General features: G+C 47.4%; 20 protein-coding genes. 12 read left to right on the top strand and 8 right to left on the bottom strand.

Annotated features, from left to right (window positions below):
* Positions 1-14 precede the first annotated feature (14 nt).
* Both DWX84_RS09440 and DWX84_RS09435 read right to left on the bottom strand, forming a co-directional pair.
* On the bottom strand, positions 15-1214 hold the full coding sequence (locus DWX84_RS09440; protein WP_048928474.1) for an MFS transporter: 1200 nt from the start codon (positions 1212-1214) through the stop codon (positions 15-17).
* A 71-nt stretch (positions 1215-1285) separates the two neighbouring features.
* The gene (locus tag DWX84_RS09435) at positions 1286-3634 is read right to left on the bottom strand and encodes a TonB-dependent receptor (RefSeq protein WP_233573934.1); all 2349 of its coding nucleotides are present in this window, start codon (positions 3632-3634) and stop codon (positions 1286-1288) included.
* Here DWX84_RS09435 and DWX84_RS09430 point away from each other — a divergent pair.
* From DWX84_RS09430 to DWX84_RS09405, 6 genes are all read left to right on the top strand, one after another.
* Positions 3609-4043, top strand: a complete 435-nt coding sequence (locus tag DWX84_RS09430) for a sensor histidine kinase KdpD (protein WP_232054463.1) — start codon at positions 3609-3611, stop codon at positions 4041-4043. The two genes, DWX84_RS09435 and DWX84_RS09430, sit on opposite strands and share 26 nt — an antisense overlap.
* On the top strand, positions 4040-4723 hold the full coding sequence (locus DWX84_RS09425) for a response regulator transcription factor (RefSeq protein ID WP_048928477.1): 684 nt from the start codon (positions 4040-4042) through the stop codon (positions 4721-4723). Before DWX84_RS09430 ends, DWX84_RS09425 begins: the two co-directional genes overlap by 4 nt.
* Before the next feature lie 84 nt (positions 4724-4807).
* Positions 4808-5413 carry a DUF4254 domain-containing protein gene (locus tag DWX84_RS09420; RefSeq protein WP_005860709.1) on the top strand — a complete coding sequence of 202 codons (606 nt, stop codon included), beginning with the start codon at positions 4808-4810 and terminating at the stop codon, positions 5411-5413.
* Positions 5413-6468 (top strand): glycosyltransferase family 9 protein, encoded by a 1056-nt coding sequence (locus DWX84_RS09415; RefSeq protein ID WP_122377500.1) that lies wholly within the window; start codon positions 5413-5415, stop codon positions 6466-6468. Before DWX84_RS09420 ends, DWX84_RS09415 begins: the two co-directional genes overlap by 1 nt.
* Positions 6452-7186, top strand: coding sequence for a lipopolysaccharide kinase InaA family protein (locus DWX84_RS09410; protein WP_048928479.1), 735 nt, complete (start codon positions 6452-6454; stop codon positions 7184-7186). Before DWX84_RS09415 ends, DWX84_RS09410 begins: the two co-directional genes overlap by 17 nt.
* A gap of 6 nt (positions 7187-7192) precedes the next feature.
* The gene (locus DWX84_RS09405; protein WP_005864041.1) at positions 7193-8056 is read left to right on the top strand and encodes a hypothetical protein; all 864 of its coding nucleotides are present in this window, start codon (positions 7193-7195) and stop codon (positions 8054-8056) included.
* 13 nt (positions 8057-8069) lie between these two features.
* Here the strand turns inward: DWX84_RS09405 and DWX84_RS09400 are convergent, their stop codons facing one another.
* The 6 genes from DWX84_RS09400 to DWX84_RS09375 are packed head-to-tail and all read right to left on the bottom strand — an operon-like array spanning position 8070 to position 13680.
* On the bottom strand, positions 8070-9134 hold the full coding sequence (locus DWX84_RS09400; protein WP_005864043.1) for a glycosyltransferase: 1065 nt from the start codon (positions 9132-9134) through the stop codon (positions 8070-8072).
* Positions 9135-9157: 23 nt separating this feature from the next.
* On the bottom strand, positions 9158-10291 hold the full coding sequence (locus DWX84_RS09395; protein WP_048928480.1) for a glycosyltransferase family 1 protein: 1134 nt from the start codon (positions 10289-10291) through the stop codon (positions 9158-9160).
* A 56-nt stretch (positions 10292-10347) separates the two neighbouring features.
* Entirely contained in the window at positions 10348-10983 is a 636-nt protein-coding gene (locus tag DWX84_RS09390; protein ID WP_009018726.1) for a viroplasmin family protein, read from the bottom strand.
* Complete coding sequence (locus tag DWX84_RS09385) at positions 10970-11767, bottom strand: polysaccharide deacetylase family protein (protein ID WP_048928481.1); 798 nt, start codon at positions 11765-11767, stop codon at positions 10970-10972. Before DWX84_RS09385 ends, DWX84_RS09390 begins: the two co-directional genes overlap by 14 nt.
* 9 nt (positions 11768-11776) lie before the next feature.
* A complete protein-coding gene (locus tag DWX84_RS09380) occupies positions 11777-12493 on the bottom strand; it encodes a glycosyltransferase family 2 protein (RefSeq protein ID WP_048928482.1) in 717 nt (238 codons plus the stop codon).
* 5 nt (positions 12494-12498) lie between these two features.
* Positions 12499-13680: a glycosyltransferase family 87 protein gene (locus DWX84_RS09375; protein WP_083434153.1), complete on the bottom strand. Its 1182-nt coding sequence runs from the start codon at positions 13678-13680 to the stop codon at positions 12499-12501.
* A 114-nt stretch (positions 13681-13794) separates the two neighbouring features.
* Between DWX84_RS09375 and DWX84_RS09370 the strand changes: the two genes are divergently transcribed.
* From DWX84_RS09370 to pckA, 6 genes are all read left to right on the top strand, one after another.
* Complete coding sequence (locus DWX84_RS09370; RefSeq protein WP_233573933.1) at positions 13795-15846, top strand: hypothetical protein; 2052 nt, start codon at positions 13795-13797, stop codon at positions 15844-15846.
* Positions 15847-15926: 80 nt separating this feature from the next.
* Positions 15927-16448 carry a shikimate kinase gene (locus DWX84_RS09365; protein ID WP_005860724.1) on the top strand — a complete coding sequence of 174 codons (522 nt, stop codon included), beginning with the start codon at positions 15927-15929 and terminating at the stop codon, positions 16446-16448.
* A gap of 3 nt (positions 16449-16451) precedes the next feature.
* Positions 16452-17663: an alanine dehydrogenase gene (locus DWX84_RS09360; RefSeq protein WP_005860726.1), complete on the top strand. Its 1212-nt coding sequence runs from the start codon at positions 16452-16454 to the stop codon at positions 17661-17663.
* Between the two features lie 88 nt (positions 17664-17751).
* Positions 17752-19605: a 2-oxoacid:acceptor oxidoreductase subunit alpha gene (locus DWX84_RS09355; RefSeq protein ID WP_048928484.1), complete on the top strand. Its 1854-nt coding sequence runs from the start codon at positions 17752-17754 to the stop codon at positions 19603-19605.
* A 3-nt stretch (positions 19606-19608) separates the two neighbouring features.
* Complete coding sequence (locus DWX84_RS09350) at positions 19609-20625, top strand: 2-oxoacid:ferredoxin oxidoreductase subunit beta (RefSeq protein WP_005864059.1); 1017 nt, start codon at positions 19609-19611, stop codon at positions 20623-20625.
* A 414-nt stretch (positions 20626-21039) separates the two neighbouring features.
* A complete protein-coding gene (gene pckA / locus DWX84_RS09345) occupies positions 21040-22647 on the top strand; it encodes a phosphoenolpyruvate carboxykinase (ATP) (protein WP_005860732.1) in 1608 nt (535 codons plus the stop codon).
* Positions 22648-22780 lie beyond the last annotated feature (133 nt).

The following is a 22780-nucleotide window of genomic DNA, read 5'->3' as shown; positions in this document are numbered from 1 at the left end:
GAGCCGTGCAGTACTTATCTCAGCTTGTGCCGATTGAAATGCGGCCCTGCCTTGAACAAAAAGAAAAACGTAGACAATACCGTAAGGCAAGCGCCGGACAGGTAGGCGTAGTTGAAGCCACCTAGCTCTTGTGCGATGCTGCCCCCGGCCATCAACCCGATACCGATACCTACATCCCAACTAGTTAGATATGTAGAAGTGGCTGTACCCCGCTGGTTATTGGGTGCCAGATTCACGAAAAGCGTGTTGAAAGCAGGGAACATGGTTCCGAATGCCACGCCTTGCGAGAGGGCTATACCTATGTAGAGATAAGAGGAAAATACCGGATTCCAATGCATCAACTCCTTGAGCGCCGCGAGAAGAAAGAATGTGGCCGCCGCCAAATACATCCCGAGGGAGATAACAAGCGTGATCCGTCCTTTATCCACTTGCCGTCCGGAGAACAGGCGGGAGACGGCTAGTCCCATGGCCATAAAGGTGAAATAAAGTCCGGAGTTTACGCTGATCCCGATCTCAGCGGCGTACATCGCTACATAAGTGGTAGTCATACCATAAGGAATGGAGAGCAATAATAGGGAGATACCCGCCCAAGTTCCCTTCACCAAGAAAAAGCGGTCTAGGGAGATCGGTTCTCGTTTGACCGGTTGCTTATAAGGAGTCTTGACCATATAGGCCATGATAAAACCAAGGCTTCCGGATAGCAACGAGCAGGAAAAGATCACGTCGTATGTGAAGTTCCCTTGCATGAACAGACCGATCATCGGTCCGAAACTCATGGCGATGTTATTGGCTAGGCCGTAATAGCCAATACCTTCCCCACGGCGGGAGGAGGGCAAGATATCGATCAGTATCGTATTTCCGGCCACCGTCACCATGCCGAAGGCGAAACCGTGTACGACGCGTAAGGCGATAAAGAGGGTAAGTGCCGTGGCTACCATGTATCCGCCAAATATGGTGGTGAAAATGAAATAAGCCACCAGATATAAGGGACGGCGGGCGAAAGTATCCAGCAAATATCCGGCGAACGGACGGATACAGAGCGCCGCTAGCGTATAGCACGACAAGATAAACCCGATCATAGACTTCCCGATCATGAATTCTTCCTTCAGATAAAAAGGCAAGATCGGCAGGATTAGATAGAAAGCGAAAAAAAGCAGGAAATTCGCCGCTAGTATATAGCAAAAGCTGGGTGTGACGATCTTATCATTATTCATAAAGCCGCTTATTTATCAAGACGCAAAATTAGTTGATTTTTCACAATAGTATCCCCTAAACGACCTAATAATTATAAACGGTAGCGGATCGCTACCAGAAACTCCCGGGGACGGATACGTACCCATGAGGTATAGCTTTCCAACGATGCGTATCGTGTGTATGCGTAGGTACGTTTGTCGAACAGGTTTGTCGCCGTGGCGGTGATTTGCCAACGCCCGGATTTCCATGAGACCGAGAAGTCCGCGAAAACGGCGTTGACGGATTGGTCTTCATTCACGTCATTGTGGTAATGATCTACGGAAAGACTTGCCTCTATGGGTGAGAAAATGTAGGAGAGTTGTACTTGTTGGATGACGTTCCATAAGGGCGCCAAACGGGTACGTTCTCCTATTTTACTTCCTCCGTACCGGATATCGGTTTGGTAACTGGTTTCCCAATGGCGGTTGGGAGTCCAGATCACTTTGGGCTCTAGGCGCATGAGGCGATATTGATAAGGAAGCCTTTGTCCCCCGCTGATTTGCTCGGCCTTGCTGATATTGAGGAGCGCCATGAGCGAGGTCTTTAGCCCTAGATCGTAAAAGCCTTTGGATAGCGTGCTTTTGACGGTATAGCCGGAACCGTGGTTGGACAGCGGTAAGGAGACTCGTTGTACCTGCCCGTTCTCTATACGTTGCTCGTATATACGATTGTACCACTCCCGGTTGTGTGTCAGGTTTACCGTGGCGAAGAATTCCCGTGCCGTACTCTTGTATTCCCCATAAACGGAATAAAGCTGTTGTCTGTAAACCGGGAGGATTCCGCAATTCCAGACGCTATTCCGGTAATCCGTTTGATAAGGCCGGTCGTATAAGTCGGTCATCTCTCCATATCTTTCCTTATAGGAGGCGTGTACCGTGAAACGCCATGCGTAATTCAGTTTGTAGATAATAGACAGGGACGGATTAACCGAGATGCGGGAGAAACCGACCCCTGTATATCCGGTCCATCTGAGTGGGGAGCTGAGGGATAGGGTCCATTTATAGGTATTCCATTGGTAATCGGGTGAGAGATAAGTTTGCAGGCTTTTCTTGATATTGCTGATCTCCCCGTTTATGCCCACCGTATATCGCTGGGTGAGGGGACCGCTCTTTTTCAGGAATGAAAAGGAATTATCGGTATAAAAGTCGCGTAAGCTCATTGGATAAGGGTGGTTATCCAAGCGAAGATCGGCCGCGTTGCTGTGGTAACGGAGCAAAGACTGGACTTCCAACGTGTATTTGTCCAAGCTCCACAGGCTCCGTAAATTATTACGCAAGTTGAGGTTCGGGGTTTTGATGCGTTGGTCCAATGTTGTACGGCCGGTGGAAATTGTGTTTCCGGTTATATGGGAAAGGCTGGATTGCCAATCTCCGGTGGCTGAGAACTGGTTCTTGAGATACCTTTCCTGCGAGTTGTTTTCCACTCCGATATTGAGGTTGGCTTGATCCGAGCGAATGCGGCTATCGCTTTGCTCCGTTAGATGAATCGTGTCCTCGGATTGGTAATAAGTCGTCTCACTCCCCCTTTCCTGTGTTCGCAGGTCGTGGATATAACCGGCGTTTATACGGAGTTGGGTGTTCTCGTTCAGTTTATATAGGCGATTTGCGGATAGGCTGTGTATATGGTTGAACAGCCAGCGCTCTTTCTTTAGCGGGGCGGAGAATGAGGGCTGTAGCAGAAATTGGGGAACCTTGGGCTCGGATAAACGGGATTCGGGTGATTCGGTAAGCGTATTTTGCTCGCCCGATACATCCTGCCCGGTATTATTCCCTTTATATAGATAAGCGGATTGGCTGCTGCGGCTGATCTGCAAGGCGTCAGCGGCTCCTTTCCATAAGAACGGGGATGCGCCGAGACCGCCTTCGGCATTGATCAACCAGCGATCCCGGAATTCCGGTCTCAGCTTGAGGTTCAACGCTACGTCTTCGGTCTTGATCTTTCTCTGTAACACACGGATCGGTTGGTGGTTCTCCATCACTTGTATGTTCTGTACGGCATCGGCTCGCAGGTTCTCGCTGATTTGCTTGTATTTCCCGTTGGTGAGATCCAGTCCCTCCACATAGAAATTACGGATCTCTTTCCCGTTGTAAGAGATCTTCCCCAGATCATCGATATCGATACCCGGAAGTTTCCGTAATACGTCCTTGATGGATTGATCCTTTGGGGAGAGAAAGCGGGTGATATCATAATTGATCGTATCTTGCCGCCCCCAGACACGTCCCGGATGGATTTCCACCTCCTTTAGGCTGAATACCTGCGGCTCCATCTCAAAACGAAGCGTTTGTCCGGCATGTACGGCTTGTTGCTGGGTTTGGTACCCTAAGAGCGAGACGGAGACGCTCTTAAGACCTTCCGCTTTTAATCTCCGTGAGTTGGTGGAGAAGGTGGTGCGCCTAACCAATATCCCTGCCGGGAAAAAAGTCTCTTTCTCGACGGCCTTTCCCCCGGATATGCCGGATCTGACAGCCGATCCGGTACATGTGGCGAATGTCTTGTCTAACTTGATAGAGAACGCTATCAAATATTCGGGAGAGGAAGTGAATATCGAAATCGTAGTGCTTTGGAATCAGCAAGGGGTGGGATTGACCGTTTCGGATAATGGCTTCGGTATCGCTCCGGATGAGCGGCGAAAGGTATTCGAGAACTTTTACCGTTCGTCTCATCTGCCGGATAAGCAAATTCCGGGTATTGGGTTGGGATTGAGCTACGTTCGCCAAATAGTAGAGGCGCATCATGGTTCAGTATCCCTGCGAAGTGAATTAGGTGAAGGCACTCGAATTACTATAAATCTACCGACTGCAGCTTTATGAAATCGACATTGAAAATACTTTTCGCTGACGATGACTTTAAGTATTCCCTCGTCTTGAAGCGATTCTTGGAACGGGAGGGGTATGAGGTGACTTATACCGGCAATGGTACCATGGCTTTGAAGCAATTCCCGGTCGTGAAACCGGATCTGGTCTTGCTGGATATCAACATGCCCGGCCTAAACGGTTTCGAGGTAGCGGAAAAGATCCGTGAGCAAGACCGCCATGTCTTGATCTTTTTCCTTTCCGACCGTTCCGATAAGAACGACCGTTTGAAAGGTTTTAGCTTGCGCGGAAACGATTACTTGGCGAAACCCTTCTATCCGGAAGAGCTGATCGCCCGTATCAAGGACCGTTTTGAGATCGGTGTCCATGAAAACGTGCAGGAGGAGAGCTTCCATTTCGGAAACACGACCTTCAACTATACCACGAATGAGATCCGTACGGGCAATAACAAGGTATTGATCACTTCCCGCCAAGCGGATCTTCTGCGAATCCTGGCGACAAACCTGAATCTGGCGGTGGATCGTGACCTTCTGTTGGAAACCGTCTGGGGAACTAGCTCATACGCCAACTCCCTGGCCTTGAATGTGCAGGTCACCTATCTCCGTAAAGCGCTTCATAACGATCCGTCTACCGGCATCGTATCCTTGCCGAAGAAAGGATATATGCTAAGAGGATAGAATTTATCCGGTAGAATTGGGTTTCTGATCCGTAAGCATTATCTTTGTCCCACAAAGTATTCACAGAAAGAAAATGAATCATATATGAACTTCAGCGAACAATGTTTCCGCATTTTTGAGCAAGCTACGGAGGCTTATCATGTAACTGACAATGTAGATGCTACAGTGCATAATCCCTATGCGGTAAAGAGCATCGAGTTTTATCTTTATCTTAAGAACTGGATCGATGCCGTCCAATGGCATTTGGAGGACATTATCCGGAATCCGGAGATCGACCCGGTGGAAGCGCTGGCTATCAAACGCCGCATCGACAAGTCGAATCAAGATCGTACGGATTTGGTAGAGTTGATCGATAGTTTCTTTCTGGATAAATACAAGAACGTGAAAGTATTGCCGGACGCTACGATCAATACGGAAAGCCCGGCTTGGGCGATCGATCGTCTGTCGATCCTTACGCTTAAGATCTATCATATGCGTGAGGAGGCAAACCGTCCGGATGCTACTGCCGAGCATAAGGCTCGTTGTGAGCAGAAACTGGCGGTGCTGATGGAGCAGAAGAAGGATTTGTCGATGGCTTTGGATCAATTGCTATCCGATATCCGTGACGGTAAGAAATACATGAAGGTCTACAAGCAAATGAAGATGTACAACGACCCGGCCTTGAATCCTGTGTTGTACGGTAAGAAATAATGGCAAATATATTAGTAATACGACTTTCGGCTATCGGGGATGTGGCGATGACCGTTCCCGTTATCTATTCCGCAGCCAAGGCGAATCCTACGGACTCGTTTACCGTGTTGACGCAAGCGTTCTTGATCCCGGTTTTTATCAACCGCCCGAAGAACGTGAACGTGATCGGTATCAATACGAAGAGCACGGAGAAAACGTTGGCGGGATTGCTTCGTTTTGCCTCTGCCTTGGTGAAATACGATTTCGATATGGTGCTGGATTTGCACGATGTGTTGCGAACCATGATTATCCGTACGCTGTTCCGCTTGAACGGCAGACGGGTGTTTGTCGTGGATAAGGCCCGGAAAGATCGTGCCCGGTTGACCGACGCGAAGCATAAACGATTTAAACAACTTCGCCCGGTGATCGAACGTTATGCGGATGTGTTCCGTAACGCCGGACTTCATTATACGGAATCGTTCACCTCGCTTTATGAGACCTCGACCCCTGATTTATCCGCCTTGGAACCCCTTGCGGGAACGAAGACGGGCAAATGGATCGGTATCGCCCCCTTCGCCAAGCACCGGGGAAAGATTTATCCGACCGGGGAGATGGAGCTGGTCATGGCCGAGCTTTCCGATCGAGAGGATTTTACCATCTTCCTGTTCGGTGGTCGTGGCTACGAGGAGGCGCTCTTGGATCAATGGGCTTTTGAGTATCCCCGGGTAAAAAGCGTGGCGGGCAAGTATTCCTTGGATCAGGAACTGGCCTTGATCAGCCGGTTGGATCTGTTGATTTGCATGGATTCCGCCAATATGCATTTCGCTTCCTTGGTCGGTACACGGGTGCTTTCCGTTTGGGGCGCTACCCATCCCTATGCCGGATTTTACGGATATCATCAGGATCCGGAAGATTGTATCCAGTTGGACTTACCTTGCCGTCCTTGTTCCGTATTCGGCCAAAAGCCCTGCCTGCAGAAGGATTGGGCGTGTATGAAACAGCTCAATCCGGATCTAATCATAAACAAGGTATTAACCTCTTTAAATGAAATGGTTTCGGATGAAGGAGGTCATTAACCCGGCGTACGGGAGATTCGAGGATTTTGTAAGGCGTGTACCTCGTATATTTTCAGAAGAGGGAAAAACGATTTATAAGGCGAGGAATGAGATCAAGGTTTTTGAGGTAGATGGTGTGGAACTGAATGTCAAGCGATATAGAGTCCCCCTCTTGATAAACCGTATTATTTATCGTTTTTTTCGTCGGCCCAAGGCTGTGCGAGCCTATGAGTATGCTCTGCGTTTAGTCGCCAAGGGGTTTGAGACTCCTGCCCCGATCGCTTATATCCTTTTTAGGAAGAAAGGGTTTTTGGGATATAGTTATTTTATCAGTCTGCAATCCAGCTATAAGACATTGTATAAAGTCGGACAGCGTCCGGTAGAGGAGAACGAGGATATTTTCCGTGCGTTAGGTACTTATATGGCAAAGTTGCATGAGGCGGAGGTTTATCATGCCGATTTCTCTCCCGGAAATGTATTGTACGATCGTACGGAGGAAGGGGTTAAGTTCTCCTTGATCGATATAAACCGGATGCACTTCGGGCCTGTCTCGCTGAAACGAGGATGCGCGAATTTCTCCCGTTTGTGGGGACGGGAAGCCGCTTTTCGTTTAATGGCAGAGACCTATGCCGAGAGCCGGCATTTTGATAAAGCGGAATGCCTTCGTTGGATATTATACTATCGAAATCGTTTCTGGAAGAAATATGCGTTGAAGCATGAGATTGAATTTGAATTATAGACTTTTATGAAAATACAAATACTCCGGTTCTGTTTAGTTGTTAGTTGTCTTTTGGCCTATGTATCTCCGGTTAAGGCGTTAGAATGGTGGGAAAAGGTAGAGTATCTGACTTACTCGCCCCGTTATTTCGGGCCAAATGCCTTTCCGATTCCCGAGTTGGTAGGAGGAAGCCTGTCCAGCCGTTGGGAAGTGGAGCTTCGGGGGGAATATCATAAGACGCGAGGCGATCAGACGAAAGATATCTTTACCCGTTTGTACATTCCTGTCGTAAAGGGACGTGTAGGGGTGAATGTCAGTTGGGTATTCCAAGAATGGTATGAGATGTCGCCGGAAGTGCGGGATGAGCGTTATGCGGTAGAATTGAAATCCCCGATTGTTTGCCGGGGCGACGTGATCTTTAATTTTTATTTCCAAGCCCTCCGGAGCGAGAAATGGATGGATATCGTGGTAAGCGCCAACCTGAAAACCGCCAGTGGCGGACGCTTGTGCGACGCTCGTTATACGGATGCGGCCTCTTATTGGTTCGACGCCAATCTGGGACGTACGTTGTGGAAGCGGAAAGATGTAAACGCTTCGATCCGTGTGCAAGCTTTAGCGGGTTTTTATTGTTGGATGACTAACGATGTCGTTAATCGTCAGAACGACGCTTTCTGTTATGGGGCAGGTGTGTTAGGGACCTATCGGGGGTTCTCGTTGGATTGTAATTATGCCGGTTTCCGGGGATATCGGGATAATGGAGATAAGCCGATGATTCTACGGACAAAGCTAAATTATGAGCTTAAGAAAAATATCCTGTCCTTCCAATATAAACATGGAATGAAGGACCATCTTTATGATAGCTATTCATTAGCTTATATCCGTTGTTTCTGAATCTGTAAATAATCTATGCTTTCTTGATCGACCTGAATAACGTGGCGAAGCCGTCTGTATAAGCCTTTACGCTGAAATCTTGGATGATATGCTCACGTGAGGCCTTGGCGAACGCTTCCAATCGCTCCGGGTTATCGATAAGCGAGCGGATAGACGCCGCCATTTTTTGAGGAGAAGAAGGCGGCACTAACAATCCGGTGACTCCGTCTATGATTAAGTCTCTTGCTCCCGGTATGTCTGTTACGATACAAGGAACGGAACAAGCCATAGCCTCCCGCACGACTCTTGGGGAGGCATCCCGGTGCGAGGGAAGTATAAACAACTGGGACGTGACCAGAAAAGAGATGGCGTCGGAACGCTGTCCCAGAAAATGAATTTGTGCGCTTACCTTCGACTGTTGGGCTAATTGGAAATCATTTTCCCCATATTCTCCCACGATTGTAAGATGTACCCGTGGATCATCCAATAAGATAAACGCATGAATCAAATCGGTTAAGCCTTTGAACGGCCTGTTCTTCGTCGCTCCGATATAGATGCAACGAAAGGCGTCGTCCGGAATATCGTCTGCTTGTTTGGGCGTACGGACTGCCTCCTTGATCCAATCGATATCAAATGGCTTTGTGCTGGTTGTTAGTCTTTTTCGTGCGATGAATCGGGAGAGATATTCCTCGATATCTTTGGTCTCGCATACGACATGCTCCACGGCGGGATTTAATATGCCTAGATAATAGGTCGGATCGAACCGCTTCAATTTAGCCTGCGTACCTCGGTATGCGATATTCTTCGCCCGTGTGCCTATGGAGGCGAATAGAGCGTTTGATAAACCGGAACTACTCGGTGAGTAGATAAGGTCGATCCGATAAGTCTTGATGATTTCGCGCAGGGCACGAATAACGTTCCAGTTGAACTTCGAGGTAATGACCGGCAGATCCAAGGGTGTACAATTCCCATAGATCTTTTTGTCGGTATACGATTGGGGGGAAGCGATATAGATGTTGAAGTCCTCAAGCTTGGACAATCCTTCCAGCATTTTGTAGGTCGCTATGTCGGCTTCTTTATAGACTAAAAGTATATTCATTGTGTATGGATAAAATGGATTTGCTAAGATCGTGAGATATTCTCGTATACTCGCATGAAATGAGCCGCTAATACGTCGGGCATGAATCGCCGTATATTCTCTCGTCCGCCGGAACGCATGGATTCGGCCAGCTTCGGCTCGTTCAATACGGACTCTATCAAGCCGCGCAGTTCTTGCTCATTTCTCGGATCGGTATATAGAGCGGACGATCCGCCCGCCTCTTCCAGACAAGAACCGGTAGCCGCTATCACCGGAATACCGGCAAGCTGGGCTTCTAATATCGGGATACCGAATCCTTCGAAAAACGAGGGATATACAAATAAGGTCGCCATCTGATAGAAAGCGGCTAATTCGTTAAAAGGTATATGGGTCAAGATACGGATGCGACCGGACAGGTTGTTTTCCCGGATATAGGTCTCTACCGTATCCGTATAAGGCGTATGCTTACCGATAGCGATCACGGAGATATCTTCTTTCAGGGCTTTCAGGGCTTTTACCAGAAGCAATAAATTCTTCCGTTCCTCGATGCTCCCTACATATAATATATAAGGTCCGTTTATCTGATATTTCTCGCGTACGGACGATTTCACGTCTTCTTGAACCGCTTGCCCGAATATCGGGTCACAACCTTGGTAAACAACCTCGATCTTACTTTCCGGAATGTGGAAGAAGTCCCGGATGTCTCGCATCGTCTGCCTGCTGATCGCTATGATCTTGTCCGATCGTAAACAAGCTTGCTTGAATTTGTAGGTATAGATGGAACGATCGATCGGTTTATAAAGCTGCGGGTAACGCAAGAAGATCAAGTCATGTATCGTTACGACCGCTGGGATTCCGTTCTGTTTTAGATTCATAGGAATCTCATTACTCAAGCCATGGAACAGATCTACGTGCTCTTTTCGAAGCGTAGCCGTTAGACCGGAGGTACGCCATAAAGACGGAAATAGTTTATCGAACCTGCCTTCCGGATAATGGAATGAGACACTTGGACGCTCCTCGATCCGTTTCCGTAACGCCTCTTTGCCTTTGCCCGGCGTATAGAGTTGATAGATATGCTCCGGGAAAGAAGTGGACAAACTATTCACTACGAACCGGCTATAATTACCCAGTCCGGTAGCGTTATGCGTAATCCGTTTTGCGTCGAAAGCGATCTTCATAGGCTTGAATTCGATATATTGGGCAAATATACGATATAATTTTAATTACCTTTACCTCATTTCCTTCCGAAATCCGCCGGGATCTCCCCCCATACGGATGTTTCCCATTTGAGGATCTGGGTGGTATAGGTATGGGTGTTCAACCATTTCTCGGCCCGCTCGATGAGGTCGAAGATAGGTTCGTTGATCGGTTTACGTGCTAATAAGGTTTTGCATTTCTTTTTCTTGACCCAGCTGATGGCGTTGCGGCTATCCGAATAGATCGGCAGGTCGCTTCCCTTTTGCTGTAGCAAGGCGAGGCCGTGTACTAAGGCGAGGAATTCCCCGACATTGTTCGTGCCCTCCTTCAGCGGGCCGATATGGAAGATCTCTTGCCCGGTAGCGGTATAAACGCCTCTGTACTCCATATCCCCGGGATTACCGCTACAGGCGGCGTCTACGGCAAGACTCTCATTGATGGGGTTCCCGATCGGGGCTTCCGGCGCGAGACGGGCCACGGCTTTCGGGGAAGAGGCGGTCTTTAGGTAATGGGTATAGCCGGCCTCGAAGGCTTTGGCGGCTTCCTCCCGGTTCTCGAAGGATTTATATTTGGCTCCCTCTTGTCCGTCTACCTGTGCCTTGCATTCCGCCCAGTTATCATAGATTCCCGGGTTCAACCCTTTCCATACGACATAAAACTTATTCTTGGCCATGACTCTTACTCAAGATTTCTTGTGAGAATTGCGTATAGGTACCGAACGGCGCTCTTTTATCCTTGAAAAAACGGATCAAGGCGTCCAGCCTTCTTTCCATACCGCAACCGGAATGGTTGGTCATGATAAACGGTAACTTTAGCTCTTTCCGATCACTTAAGGGGGTGAACTCCCACGGATGGAAATAGGTCAGGAAATAACCGTCCTCTTTCCAAGTCCAAAGCGCTAACTTACGGTACAAGGTGGCCGGAAGGTTATGGTAAGCCAGCCAAAATAAGGGGAAACGGACGATCGGGGTCACCGAGGCGGGCAGTTGCAATACGCCATCTTTCATGAAATAGGTGCGGGGTTGTCCCAGATGGTTATAACGGCCGGGAATACAAGTCGGGTTCAAGGACGAGTTGTATAAGTAACCGGCCTTATGTATCTCTTCTTCTTCGACGGGCATCATGCGGGCCATACGGAAACCGTTCACCGGTTGTCCGGTCAGTTCCTCCAATGCCTCTTTGGACTTGCGTAGATCGGCGGTCTCGAACGACGAGTGATAAAAACCATGCGAAGCGATCTCATGTCCACCCTTTTGGATGTCCAAGATCAAATCCTTTGCGTGAAGGGCGAAGTTCGCCGTGCAAAAGAAAGTCGCTTTTACCCGGTGACGGGCCAGACATGCCAGTATCTTCCGGGTTCCTTCTACGGAAGTACGCATTTGTTCCTCGAACGGCAATTCCACGCCGTGTTCCAATGGAGCGTCAAACTCCTCGATATCAAAACTAAGTAATATCATGTATGTCAATTAATCTCTATGAAATAAGATGGATAAGAAGTTCAACGCTTCCCGCCGCAGGACCTTGAATCCCATATTGGATACCGCCAGTCCTTCTTTGATGTTCGCGTTGATCGTCTGTAGGTTTATCTCTTTCCGGCGACTTGCCTTATAGATAAATTCCGTATCGAATAGGAAGCTATTGATACGGGTCGTCAGGAATATCGCCTGTCCCGCTTGGCTGAATCCCTTCATGCCCCCTTGCGTATCCTTGATCTTGATCCGCAAGACCCATGTATTGCATATGTGGGACAGTTTGGATAACATTTGCCGGAAAGGAGGTAGATTATCCTGATAACTTTTGCCGCGGGTAGCCACGACTACGTCCGCTCCTCCTAGCAACGCCTCGACCATCCTGCCGAATGAGTCGTTTGTATATGGAAAATCGTAGTCTGTATAAATAATGTAAGGAGAGGTACATCGCTTTACCGCCTCTCGTAAGGCATATCCTTTTCCCCGGTTGGGCTTATAGTCCACGACGCAGACATCCGGTATCAATTGCCGGAGGCGGTCGATCGTTTCCGGCTCGTATCCCCGTCTCGAACCATCACTGACAATAAAAAGGTGGAAACGTACCCGGCTGAATAATCGCTCCACTTCGCGGAAATGGGTGGCTACTCGTTCCTCCCAGCCCGAAGGCGGGTTGTAACAAGGTAATACCAAATCTATGTCTGCTCGTGCGTTCATTCTATTTATACCTTTACCGGATTATAATTCCTCGTACACATCTCAAATGTCAGCTTTAGCCAGATCAGCATACAAGGCAACGCTTTTAACGCATACGGGTATACATAATGCACTCGTATGTATTTCGGGAAAAGATCGGACGGAGACATGCTGGTCAATATAAAGGCGAAGACCATCAAGACAATATCCAATGTCGAACGTTTCCACGGTACAGCCGTATACCAAATAGCGACTCCGATAAACGCTATGATATAGGTACTGGACTCGCTACCCGTGCTGAACAGTACGACAAACATCAACACCGAGGCCAATAACGTTTTCCGGAAAGCCTCATATTTATATTGACTGATGCGTAGATAAGGCAGGCCGAATACTATTAATCCCCCTATTATCAGATAAATGTCCGAGTAACTGACCGATCCCGATATCTTACGAACCATTCCCAAGAAGGAAATGTTCTGCATGAGCGCGAATAAGTTCTCCGAATTTTTTCCGGATAAGTCCTCGAACCAACCGGTATATTGGGACATTATATAATCCGGCCCGGACAATATCATCGGGGCTACGACCATGACGACCGCCCATCCTACGCAAGATAGGCTGAACTTCATCTTATGGCGAGAGAAAAAGAAGAACGCCAATCCCGTGATCCCATACAATTTAGTAAAGGTACCCAACATGATCACGAAAGCGGCCCATACGTCTTTCTCTTTCTCTATCAATGCGTAGGCGAGGACAATGATAGCGGCGATACTGATATTAAATTGCGACATGAAAAGCGAGGTAAGCAACTCGTGGGCACAGAACCAATAGATAAAGATACGTTCCCGCTTGATCCCCGGTAGCATCTTGACCGCCCAGAATAAGAAAAGGCTTTGCGCCACTGACCAAGTAAGCAGTCCTAACCATAACGGTGTAATGGCGAACGGAGCCACTACCAAGCTAAATACCGGCCCGTAGTGAAAAATATCGTTGTATTCTTCCGGATAGGCGGCATAGAGCGGTAACTCATTCAACGTATGCCAAAAGGATTGCCTGAAGATGGAGAAGTTGTTATATTTCCCGGGGAAATACTTGGTAATCCATGCGATAACCCCCAGCAATGCCCATAGCCCCATTAAGGTACTATATTTGCTGAAAAATGGCTTATGGATGATTGTATTGAACTTATCTATAAATTTCATCATCGAATCTACATCTGTCTACGGGGCAAAATTACATAAAAACGGTGACTTTTATGCGAGTTAAATAAAAATACTATTTTTGCGTCCAAAACTGGTAAGAGATTATTTATGAATGAAATGTTGAGATACACGATCATTCGTGTCATTCTGTTTGTAATGGGAGGCTTTCTTGTTCTCGGATGTTCGGATGAAGATGATGTGGGTAATAGTGGAGGAACGAGTAAATATGGTTTGATACGGATGGCGGAGGAGGATTATGATTCGTCGAATACTTCTTACATCTTTCAGGATGAGGAACCGGACGAGGTTCTTTTCGATTCGTCAAAGCGAAAATTCAAGGTGAATGAGCCTTTGCAGGTGTCAGTTACCGGGCAGAAGGAGTTGATGCTTCGTTTCTATTCTCCTAGAGCTATCCATAATGTGATTGTCTGGGCTACGGTTGAGGGTTATGAGGATGAGGTACGGTTTGCGGAGTTTACTACGGTTTTACCTTTTCAGGAGTTTAAAATGAAGTTGCCTTTTCTAGAACGGGCGAAGGTTTATTATACACGTTCCGGCGAGGAGGTTACCATAGATGCCCATCCGGATATCGTGGCCGAGAATATAAGTTTGCGGGTTGAATGTGGAGATCCGGTCTATCAAGGAATGATAAACGTGAAACCTAAGTGGGATATTTGGTTTGGTAAATATTCCGGTTCGAACTGGGGCAACTTTAGGCCACATCTGGCTCGTGAGGCGGTTGCCCTTTCCTTGAATATGGCCGCGATGTTTTCTTCCTCGCTTTTTGATGAGGAACTGGAGAAGTGGCGTGGCAAGCTGATAAATAACGAGCAAATCGTGGATATAGATGTGTTGAAGAAACAGATCACGAATCATGGCGGGTTGTGTTATGGACGCGTGGTGAATGTTGTCGGTCTGGGTGGAGGAAATACCTTTGGGCTAGGTGAATATGTCTATCTGACCCATTATGCCGACGATGCCAATGGTTCTGACACGCCGTATCATGAGCTGGCACACTGCTTGGGGTATGGGCATAGTGGGAATATGACGTACTATCCGGCGGAAGGCGGTTTCCCTACAATTTGTATGAAGGTTTACTCACAGCTTTCCGTGAGCAAGAATTTACCGGTTTATTCCCGCCGTTTCTTGCATACCCGGAGGAATAAGAATCTGGTAGAGAATAAAAACGTGTATACTTCCTCGAAATACATTATCGATGATCCGGAATTGGATGCCATAGATGGCGGGCTTGGGCTTGCTCCGATGGAGACGGATAGGGCTGGTGATGAGGGTTCTCCTCTCTCATTTACACTTTCTGTCTTGGATATTCCCGGTGCCACTGTGGAAACTTTTCATCCGAAAGCGGTCCATCTTTATGGGAATACGCTATATGTAGCAAATGACGCTCCGGGACATTATAGTTTGGAGGTCTTTGATGTATCTTCCGGTAATGTGCGTCATGTGAAAAGTATGGTTGAGTGGATGAACGGAGATAAGAAAGAGACCTTTGCGGGGGAGCCAAACGGCGTGACTCGCTCGTATGGGAAAATATATGTCACGAATACGGGAAGCCGTACGGATGTGTTTGATGCGGAAACGTATGAGTTCATTACTTGTATCGGTACGGGTACTTGGGGTGAGGGTGGTTATCAGACCGTTCATGCGTTTGATGTGACGGCTAGTCAAGGGGCTGTCTTTATCCGGGATAAACGGAAACTGGTAGTTGTCTTGGAGCAAGATGTACAGCCCGGTTCCGCTGCTCGGGTACCTATATATAGCCGTAGCGTAAATTTACAAGAGGCAATGGGTACTTATGCAGTAGCGGCACGAAATGATGGCTTTTTATATGTGACGGCCCAGAATAAAAATATAATCTATTTATTCGATCCTGCGGACATTCGGGCAGGGGACACGGGCTTTGCGCCGTATCTGGTGACATTGGGATTTGAAAAGTCTCCCCAGTCGATAGCGTTTGTAGGGGATCGTTTGTTTGTTACGCTTCGTGTCGATGATAAACGGTCGGAGCTATGGGAGATCAGCCCTAAGAACGGAAAATTATTGCAGGACTTTACAGATTCGATGGTCTATCCCGAGAAAATAGCCGGTGCTCGTCATACTTTATTGGTAGTGGATCGTGCGACCCAGGCAGTAAAAGCCATTGGCCTATGATTTTTTTATTGATTCTTAGGAATAAAGAAGATGGAGTTCCCGGAAAAAGTTTACATTTGCGAAAACTATTATAATAACGTATGAAACGTGTTTTTTTGGTCGGATATATGGGAGCGGGCAAGACAACGGTGGGAAAAGAGCTTGCCAAGCTCGCCGGTCTTTCGTTCATAGATCTTGATTACTATATCGAAGGGCGTTATCATAAGGCCGTTTCGCAGATATTCGCCGAGAGAGGGGAGGAGGCTTTCCGAGAGATAGAACGGAATATGCTTCACGAGGTCGCTGAGTTTGAGGACGTGCTGATCTCCACGGGAGGAGGCGCTCCTTGCTTTTTCGATAACATGGAGTTTATGAACGCTTCTGGCACGACGGTTTACTTGAAGGTGTCAGTCGAGGAGCTGGCGAAGCGTCTGGAGTTGTGCAAACATACCCGTCCGGTGTTGAAAGGACGTTCCGGGGAGGAACTGAGGGCGTTTATCGCCGAGAGTCTGGAGAAAAGGAATCCGTTTTATACGAAGGCGTCCATAACGTTTGATGCCGAGAAGATGTTAACAGAATCTGATGTACATGACATATCGAACGCGTTAATGAAAATCCTATAGCATATGGAAGCGAACGACGGCCGGCAGGCACAGGGGGCCTATATCCCGCAGGAATTATTGAAAGAGATCAGCAAGGTGAATAACCGTTTGCTCATCGGTATTCCTCGTGAACGATGCGAGGCGGAAAAACGTTTGCCGTTAACTCCGGAGGCGGTGGATATGCTGACCGATTGCGGTCACCGGGTGCTGGTGGAAAGTGGCGCCGGATTAGGTATCAACTATTCCGATAATCATTTCTCGGAGGCGGGGGCGGAGATCGTCGATACGCCCGCAGAAGTTTTCCAAGCGGATCTGATCTTGAAGATATTGCCTCCGTTGCCGGTGGAAATCGCACTTATGAGACCTCGCACGACCGTTTTCTCATTGGTGCAGTTTAATTTATTCGCTCAAGAGGCTTTCGAGTTGATGATGGCGAAACGGATTACCGCTATCTCTTATGAGTTGATGGCGGATGAATATAATCGTTTCCCGGTGCTGAATGTCACTTCCGAGATCGAGGGGGCGGCTTCCATAACGATCGCTTCCGAGCTGTTGAGCAATACCCAAGGAGGTAAAGGGATCTTATTAGGCGGTATCCCGGGCGTATCCCCTACGGAAGTGGTGATCATCGGGGCCGGAAACGCCGGGACCGTGGCCGCGCGTGCCGCATTGGCCTTGGGAGCATCCGTGAAAGTATTCGATGATGATATCAATAAATTGCGTATAATACAACAGGTCTTGGGGCAAGGGCTTTTTACTTCCACGTTCCATCCGAATGTGCTGCATAACGCGTTTCGTAGCGCTGACGTGGTGATCGGGGCGATGCGTTATATTAATACGAGACATCGCTATATTATCGCTACGGACTTGGTGCGTACGATGAAAAAGGGAGCTTTGGTGATCGATCTGAGGGTAAGCCAAGGCGGTTGCTTTGAGACGACTTGTTGCTTGTCGAGGGAAGATCCCGCGGTGTTCGAGCAATATGGGGTATTACATTATTGTAAACTGAATATCAGCAACCGGGTGGCTCGTACTACCTCGATGGCTTATAGTAATATATTCGTGCCTTTATTATTGTCGTTGGGCGACGCCGGTTCCGTGCAAGGAATGATCAAATCGGATAAGGGCTTTAGGGCGGGAGTATATATGTATTACGGGAAGACAGTGAATAGTTATGTGTCTAATCATTTTAATCTATCATCTAATAATCTTGATCTATACCTCTCTGCTTTTTGATGCGGAAAAGTTTTGAACTCGCAAAGTTTATGCTTTACTTTGCGGACGATCTAAATACCAATAAGCGATAAAGCTAATAAAGTATATTATGGCAGAACAGACAAAAGTTAAGACGCTGGAGAAGGTTGTAATTCGTTTCTCGGGAGACTCGGGAGATGGCATGCAGTTAACCGGTACAATCTTTTCAAACCTGTCCGCGGTTTTCGGGAACGAGATTTCTACATTCCCAGACTATCCGGCAGAAGTACGTGCTCCACAAGGAACACTAAGTGGTGTATCTGGATTCCAAGTGCACTTGGGATCGCGCAAAATCTTCACACCCGGTGATAAGGCCGACGTATTGGTGGCCATGAATCCCGCCGCACTAAAGGTGAACGTAAAACACCTAAAACCCAATGCGATTGTTTTAATCGACACGGACTCTTTCAAGAAAAGTGATTTGGATAAGGCCTTGTTTACGACCGATGATCCGTTTACTGAGCTGGGATTGACTGGCGTGCAGGTTGTTGCCGCTCCGATCTCTACGATGGTAAAAGACGGATTGGTTGAGTTTGGCTTGGACAATAAATCGGCTCTTCGCTGTAAGAATATGTTCGCCTTAGGACTTGTTTGCTGGTTGTTCGAGCGTCCGCTGGAGGAGGCTATGCACATGTTGCAGAATAAGTTCGCTAAGAAACCGGTTATCGCCCAAGCTAATATCAAGGCTTTGACGGACGGTTATAATTATGGTAATAATATCCATGCCTCGGTTTCTACGTATCGTATCGAGAGTAAGAAAGCCGAGCCCGGATTCTATACGGACGTGAATGGTAATAAGGCTACTTCCTATGGTTTGATAGCCGCTGCCGAGAAAGCTGGTTTGCAGTTGTTCTTGGGTAGTTACCCGATCACTCCGGCTACTGATATTTTACATGAATTATCTAAACGTAAGGATTTAGGCGTTATCACGGTTCAGGCCGAGGATGAGATCGCCGGTATCTGTACTTCTATCGGAGCTAGTTTCGCCGGTTGCTTGGCGGCTACGTCTACTTCCGGACCGGGTCTTGCCTTGAAGAGCGAGGCGATCGGTTTGGCTGTAATCGCCGAGTTGCCTTTGGTGATTATCGATGTTCAGCGTGGCGGTCCTTCTACGGGCTTGCCGACGAAGAGCGAGCAAACGGACTTGATGCAGGCTCTGTATGGCCGTAATGGTGAGAGCCCTGCCGTGGTAATAGCGGCCTCTACGCCGACTGATTGTTTTGATGCCGCATTTTGGGCGGGTAAGTTGGCCGTGGAGCATATGACTCCGGTTATCTTGTTGACCGATGCCTTTATCGCTAACGGTTCTTCCGCTTGGAGAATTCCGGAAATGGATAAATATCCGGAGATTAAGCCGAATTACGTAGCTAATTATCAAGACGAGAAAGTTTGGAAGGCGTATCGTCGTAACAAGGAAAGCTTGGTTCGTTACTGGGCGATTCCGGGAACGGAAGGTTTCGCTCATCGTCTGGGCGGTCTGGAGAAAGACTACGAGACGAGCGCTATCTCTACCGATCCGGCTAACCACCAGAAGATGGTGACGACCCGTCAGGCTAAGATCGATAAGATCGCCGACTATATCCCCGAACTGGAAGTGATCGGAGATGAGGACGCTGATTTATTGATCGTTGGTTGGGGTGGAACCTACGGACACCTTTACGAGGCGATGGAGACGATGCAGGAGAATGGCAAGAAGGTGGCTTTCGCTCACTTCAAGTTTATCAACCCGCTGCCTAAGAATACGGCTGAGGTTCTTTCTAAGTATAAGAAAGTGGTGGTGGCTGAGCAAAATAACGGCCAGTTCGCTAACTATTTACGTGGAAAGGTACCCGGATTTAACCCGTATCGCTTCAATCGTGTAAAGGGACAACCTTTTGTCGTTGCGAGATTAGTTGAGGAATTCACTAAAATATTGGAGGCTTAAAAGATGACAACAGAAGAAACTAAATTTCAACCGAAAGATTATAAAAGCGACCAGTACGTACGTTGGTGCCCGGGTTGTGGCGACCATGCGGTACTGAATTGCCTGCATAAGGCTATGGCCGAGGTAGGAGTGGCTCCTCACAATATGGCAGTTATCTCAGGTATCGGCTGTTCTTCCCGCTTACCTTATTATATGAATACGTATGGCTTCCATACGATCCATGGTCGTGGAGCGGCTATCGCTACCGGCGTAAAGACGGCTCGCCCGGACTTGAGCGTATGGTTGATTACGGGTGATGGCGACTGCTTGGCTATCGGCGGTAATCATTTTATCCACGCTGTCCGTCGTAATATCGACTTGAATATCGTTCTTTTCAACAATAAGATCTATGGTTTGACGAAGGGGCAGTATTCCCCGACATCCGACCGTGGTTTCGTATCCAAGAGCTCTCCGTATGGAACGGTGGAAGATCCGTTTGTGCCGGCTGAGTTGGCATTGGGTGCCCGTGGTAATTTCTTCGCCCGCTCGATCGATGTGGATTTGAAGAATACGACCGAGGTATTGACGGCTTCCGCCCGTCATAAAGGCGCTTCCGTTACGGAAGTGTTGGTAAACTGCGTGATCTTTAATGATGGTATCCATAAGGGGATCGTTGATAAGGCATACCGTGCGGATCGTACGATTTTCCTTCGCCATGGCGAGAAAATGGTTTACGGCGCTAACATGGATAAAGGCCTTGTGCTAGACGGCCTAAAACTGAAATCCGTAACGATCGGACAAGATGGTTATACGATGGATGACGTATTGGTACACGACGCCCATGAGAAGGATAACACCTTGCATATGATGCTTGCCATGATGAGCGGTGATATGCCAATCGCATTAGGCGTAATACGAGATGTGGAGGGACCGACCTATGATGAGGCTGTCCACCAGCAAATCGAGGAGGTACAAGCGAAGAATCCTACACGTAAATTACACGACCTTTTGATGAAAGGTGAGATTTGGGAGGTAAAGTAATATATTTCTGATCGGATATAAGAGAAGGCGCAAGATATTTATCCTGCGCCTTTCTTATATTTATACGCTGGATTTGTTTGTGTGGAAAAAAGTATATATCTTTGTTTCAGTCACAATAAAAGCGAATACCTATGATGACGACTTCGGAAATAGTTGAGATGCTAGCTAAAAGTATATGATTTGTAAACTCCATATTACAAATAGACTAAGGGTTTTGTTAATTGCATGGAAAAGAGTAATTATTACTGAAAAATTTCCTTAATAAGCTGTGTACGATAAAAAAAAATATTACTTTTGTACCGCGGTTAACAAGGTGGAGTCGCAGCAAGCTCCAAAAGGTCGGAAAGCCTCACCGTATCGAACTAGAGTAGAGAGAAAAGTTATATAAAGTCAATCATTTAAATTAAATTCAAGATGGCTAATTTAGATTTAAGCAAGTACGGAATTGTTGATGTGAAAGAAATCGTTCACAATCCGTCTTATGATGTTCTGTTCGCAGAAGAAACTAAACCGAGTTTGGAAGGCTTCGAGAAAGGCCAGGTAACTGAGCTAGGTGCTGTAAACGTGATGACTGGTATTTATACAGGTCGTTCTCCTAAAGATAAATTTTTCGTAAAGAATGAAGCCAGCGAAGATTCTGTATGGTGGACTTCTGATGAATATAAGAATGATAACAAGCCTTGTTCTGAGGCTGCTTGGGCAGACTTGAAGGCTAAAGCCGTAAAAGAATTGTCTGGCAAACGTTTGTTCGTTGTCGATACATTCTGTGGCGCTAACGAGGCTACTCGTTTGAAAGTACGTTTCATCATGGAGGTTGCTTGGCAAGCTCACTTCGTAACTAATATGTTCATCCGTCCGACAGCTGAGGAATTGGCTAACTACGGCGAACCTGATTTCGTTTCTTTCAACGCTGCTAAGGCTAAAGTTGACAACTACAAAGAATTAGGCTTGAACTCTGAGACCGCTACTGTTTTCAACTTGAAGACTAAAGAGCAAGTTATCTTGAATACTTGGTACGGTGGTGAGATGAAGAAGGGTATCTTCTCTATCATGAACTACTTGAACCCGTTGCGTGGTATCGCTTCTATGCACTGCTCCGCTAACACGGATAAAGAGGGCAAGAGCTCAGCTATCTTCTTCGGTTTGTCTGGTACTGGTAAGACTACTTTGTCTACGGACCCGAAACGTTTGTTGATCGGTGACGATGAGCACGGATGGGATAACGAAGGTGTATTCAACTACGAGGGTGGTTGCTACGCTAAGGTTATCAACTTGGATAAAGAGAGCGAGCCGGATATCTACAACGCTATCAAACGTGACGCTCTTCTTGAGAACGTAACAGTTGCCGCTGATGGTAAGATCGATTTCGCTGATAAGTCAGTTACAGAGAACACTCGTGTTTCTTATCCGATCTATCACATCGAGAACATCGTTAAGCCGGTTTCTAAAGGCCCGCACGCAAAACAAGTTATCTTCTTGTCTGCTGACGCATTCGGTGTATTGCCTCCAGTATCTATCTTGACTCCGGAGCAAACTCAATACTACTTCTTGTCTGGATTTACCGCTAAATTAGCAGGTACAGAGCGTGGTATCACGGAACCGACTCCTACATTCTCCGCTTGTTTCGGTGCTGCTTTCTTGTCATTGCACCCGACAAAATACGGCGAAGAGTTGGTTAAGAAGATGGAAATGACTGGCGCTAAGGCTTACTTGGTGAACACAGGTTGGAACGGTAGCGGCAAACGTATCTCTATCAAAGATACAAGAGGTATCATCGACGCTATCCTTGATGGTTCTATCAACGAGGCTCCGACAAAGAAGATCCCGTATTTCGACTTCGAGGTTCCGACTGCATTACCGGGCGTAGATCCGAAGATCTTAGATCCTCGCGATACCTATGCTGATCCTGCTCAATGGGATGAGAAAGCGAAGGATTTGGCTGCTCGCTTCCAGAAGAACTTCGCTAAGTTCACAGGCAACGAAGCTGGTAAGGCATTGGTTGCTGCTGGTCCTCAGTTATAATTGCTTAAAAAACCTTGATCAAAAAAGGTCAAGGTTTAAAAATATCTTTATAAAAAAGCGTGGAATTACTAATTCTGCGCTTTTTTTATGATAACTGCGTTAATTTTATTATAAATGTGAAGTAGTTTTAAAA

It is taken from the genome of Parabacteroides sp. AF21-43 (assembly GCF_003635435.1).
In the GTDB taxonomy this organism is placed as follows: Bacteria; Bacteroidota; Bacteroidia; order Bacteroidales; family Tannerellaceae; genus Parabacteroides; species Parabacteroides distasonis.
Note: the sequence above shows the minus strand (reverse complement) of the source record. Positions and strands in the feature narration are given on the sequence as shown.

Coding starts and splice junctions, on each gene's coding strand:
- DWX84_RS09440 (WP_048928474.1), bottom strand. CDS start 1,214: ATGAATAATGATAAGATCGTCACACCCAGCTTTTGCTATATACTAGCG.
- DWX84_RS09425 (WP_048928477.1), top strand. CDS start 4,040: ATGAAATCGACATTGAAAATACTTTTCGCTGACGATGACTTTAAGTAT.
- DWX84_RS09420 (WP_005860709.1), top strand. CDS start 4,808: ATGAACTTCAGCGAACAATGTTTCCGCATTTTTGAGCAAGCTACGGAG.
- DWX84_RS09415 (WP_122377500.1), top strand. CDS start 5,413: ATGGCAAATATATTAGTAATACGACTTTCGGCTATCGGGGATGTGGCG.
- DWX84_RS09410 (WP_048928479.1), top strand. CDS start 6,452: ATGAAGGAGGTCATTAACCCGGCGTACGGGAGATTCGAGGATTTTGTA.
- DWX84_RS09405 (WP_005864041.1), top strand. CDS start 7,193: ATGAAAATACAAATACTCCGGTTCTGTTTAGTTGTTAGTTGTCTTTTG.
- DWX84_RS09400 (WP_005864043.1), bottom strand. CDS start 9,134: ATGAATATACTTTTAGTCTATAAAGAAGCCGACATAGCGACCTACAAA.
- DWX84_RS09395 (WP_048928480.1), bottom strand. CDS start 10,291: ATGAAGATCGCTTTCGACGCAAAACGGATTACGCATAACGCTACCGGA.
- DWX84_RS09390 (WP_009018726.1), bottom strand. CDS start 10,983: ATGGCCAAGAATAAGTTTTATGTCGTATGGAAAGGGTTGAACCCGGGA.
- DWX84_RS09385 (WP_048928481.1), bottom strand. CDS start 11,767: ATGATATTACTTAGTTTTGATATCGAGGAGTTTGACGCTCCATTGGAA.
- DWX84_RS09380 (WP_048928482.1), bottom strand. CDS start 12,493: ATGAACGCACGAGCAGACATAGATTTGGTATTACCTTGTTACAACCCG.
- DWX84_RS09375 (WP_083434153.1), bottom strand. CDS start 13,680: ATGATGAAATTTATAGATAAGTTCAATACAATCATCCATAAGCCATTT.
- DWX84_RS09370 (WP_233573933.1), top strand. CDS start 13,795: ATGTTGAGATACACGATCATTCGTGTCATTCTGTTTGTAATGGGAGGC.
- DWX84_RS09365 (WP_005860724.1), top strand. CDS start 15,927: ATGAAACGTGTTTTTTTGGTCGGATATATGGGAGCGGGCAAGACAACG.
- DWX84_RS09360 (WP_005860726.1), top strand. CDS start 16,452: ATGGAAGCGAACGACGGCCGGCAGGCACAGGGGGCCTATATCCCGCAG.
- DWX84_RS09355 (WP_048928484.1), top strand. CDS start 17,752: ATGGCAGAACAGACAAAAGTTAAGACGCTGGAGAAGGTTGTAATTCGT.
- DWX84_RS09350 (WP_005864059.1), top strand. CDS start 19,609: ATGACAACAGAAGAAACTAAATTTCAACCGAAAGATTATAAAAGCGAC.
- pckA (WP_005860732.1), top strand. CDS start 21,040: ATGGCTAATTTAGATTTAAGCAAGTACGGAATTGTTGATGTGAAAGAA.